The 2,532-nt window shown below is 60.3% G+C and carries 2 protein-coding genes; both read right to left on the bottom strand.

What is annotated here, in order from left to right; genetic code table 11:
- Positions 1 to 197 (bottom strand): hypothetical protein (locus tag ACXJ7R_RS29875; protein WP_457154964.1); only part of this gene is annotated, 197 nt, incomplete at its 3' end.
- 163 nt (positions 198 to 360) lie between these two features.
- A complete protein-coding gene (locus ACXJ7R_RS29870) occupies positions 361 to 2,037 on the bottom strand; it encodes a class I SAM-dependent methyltransferase (RefSeq protein WP_457154963.1) in 1,677 nt (558 codons plus the stop codon).
- Between the last annotated feature and the right edge of the window lie 495 nt (positions 2,038 to 2,532).

The raw sequence follows: 2,532 nt of genomic DNA, 5'->3' as shown, positions 1-2,532 counted from the left end.
AGATCGAGGTTTGCGATCGTGCGTGCGAATCTGACGCCGCAACCAACATCGAGCAGTCTGCGGTGGGTGAAGCCCGACCAGCCCAAACGTGTCGCCATGCATTTAAGCAGGTGGTTTCCGGTCACCTCGGGTGGGTATTTAGCAATGTCCGGATGATTGAAGTTGAAAGGCGGATCGATATAGCAGAACGTCGTCATCCGAGAGGGATCCTGTGCGGACTTTATTGGCCTGCTTCTGGCATCAATTCCGTTCACCATGTTAATGCTTACCAAGGCTCCCTGCGTTACTGCTGCAAGCCAGCCCTGCCGTGCATTCGCGTGGTCGTCAATTCCTGGCGTCAAATCGAGCGATGACGATCCGCTAATGTTCGATCGAATGCTTTAGGCTAGATTTGGCCTGATCCGTCAGGCTCCCGAGATACAGGGGTCGGCGGGTCGGTCGGGCGAAGGGACAGCCACGAATACGGACATATTCCTCGTGGAAGGATTGGTGCGGCGGGTTGGGGGAATTCGTCGCGATGCCGCCGTGAACCTGATGGAATGTCGCCTCGCCCAGCAGCATAATGAGCTCTCCGCTCGTGTCCGTGCAGATGCGCGACCACATATCAAGATTGGCGAGGCCGCCGCCCGGAGTCACAAACCGCTCGTCGAAGCCGCCGAGCGCACGCCAATGCTCGGCCCTCAGGAATACGGCATTGCTTTCGGCCGGCAATTCGAACCAGCCTCCCGCCGATGATCCCGCGAAGGAGGAGATCTCGAACAGCCGGTAGCCGTCGTCCTCCCAAGCAATCCGCGCCAGCATCGCGTCTTCGGTGGTCTGGCAATAGCCGTTCTTGACGCTTTCCATTTGAACGTCTGGTCCGAGATGGAAAGCAACGGTTCCAATCATGGGCCGGGCGTGAAGGCGCGACGCGCTGAGCGCAGTCGCCAGGAGTCCCGGAGAAGCGATGCGCGCCCCGTCGATCCACACGCCGACGAGGTCGCCGCGCGCAAGAGAGAGGCCGAGATTGATCGCAGGAACAGGGGATACCGTCGCCCCCGGCATCGAGCGCATGATGAGACCCGGGAGAAGGCTCTGCAACCGGGCGCCGTCGGCCGGGTGCGTCGAGCCGTTGTCGATCAAAATGACCTCGTAGTCCTCCGGCGCGATACCAAACTGCATCAGCGGCGACAGCGAACGGATCGTACGCGGAAGTTCGCGGCCCATGTTGTAGCCGACAACGACAACCGAAAGCCGAACCGAAATCCGCGGCTGAGGCTTCCTGATGATGGTCTTCAGCCTTGCCGCGATATCCCATGCATTCGCGCCGGCCTGCCGCGCCTCCTTCAAACCCGCAAGAACATTGCCCACCTTCTCGCACGACGGATCGAGCGCATCGATGCGCTCCAGCACACTGGAGGGCGGACCCGGCAACGCGAGCGCTTCGCGTACGATCTTGTCATAGTTCTGCGGCAAAACCCGGTTTGTGGCGTCGAGCCCCGCGATGAGAAGGAGGCCGGTGGGGGACGTATCGAGAGGCAGGATGAATAGGTCGCTGCGATACCGCCGCAGCACATCGACCAGACGCCATACGTCGCCTGTCCACACACGGGTGCGGCGTGTGCGCTCCGCTTGCGCGGGATGATTGGGGAACACGTCATCAATCACGACGACGGTGCCCGGCGCTGCCTGCTGCTCGATATTCATGAAGTCGCGCAACGCGTATTCGAACAAATGCATTCCATCGATAAAACAGAAATCGGGCGCGAGATCCGGTGGAGCCGAGGCGAAGAACGCGTCGCTGGTCAAGGCGACGATCTCGGTCGTGGACGGCAGCGTGCAATCGATCGCCGGCTCCGGGTCTACGCCTGTCGCTCTGCCGCGGGCGAGCGCGAGGCTTCGTCCGAGGCGAATTCCGATTTCAAGATAGTGCGAGGGGCGCAGATCCTGGTGCAGGCGGTCGAGGACGGTGAGATAGGATACCTTGCCAGCGACGTGTTCCTCGGCCTCCGTCCCAGGAAGGCCGTTCCAAAGTCCCGCGCCCGGAATTGATTCCAACAGAGCTATACCCCGATACGCGAACGTGGCATTCAAGCTAAAGCAACGGTTCGTCGCACCGCGCTGATTTGGCATTCTAACTTCGCTTGCCTGATTCCTGCAAGCCTTTAACCTTGCCGCGAACGGAGCCGTTATCTGGGCGCACCCGGTGCCGAACAGCCAAACCCGGGCCTGCCGTGACGAGCCAGAGCCTCCGCCCGCGACGCCAGGATGACCACAGGCCTGTTGGATCGTCACACCCATCACTGCGAGATCATCGAGACCGGAAAAGACCGCTCCACCGAGCCTTTGTTATCGTGCGCTTCACATCAAAACCCGAGGTCTTTCGCGCGAAAATGCGGAACCCGGTTCAGCGATCAGTCACGGAATTGACGTTTTGAGGCGGTTTGATCTAAGTGTACGATCCTCAGCAGGACCAGAATGCAAAGCGCCTTCGATTGATGACCAGAATAGCCGGATTACCATCGTCCCTGGACCGGCAGGCCATCCTTGTCC

Source organism: Mesorhizobium sp. P5_C1 (genome assembly GCF_054049815.1).
The sequence above is the reverse complement of the archived record's forward strand: the minus strand, read 5'-3'. Positions and strand labels throughout refer to the sequence as shown.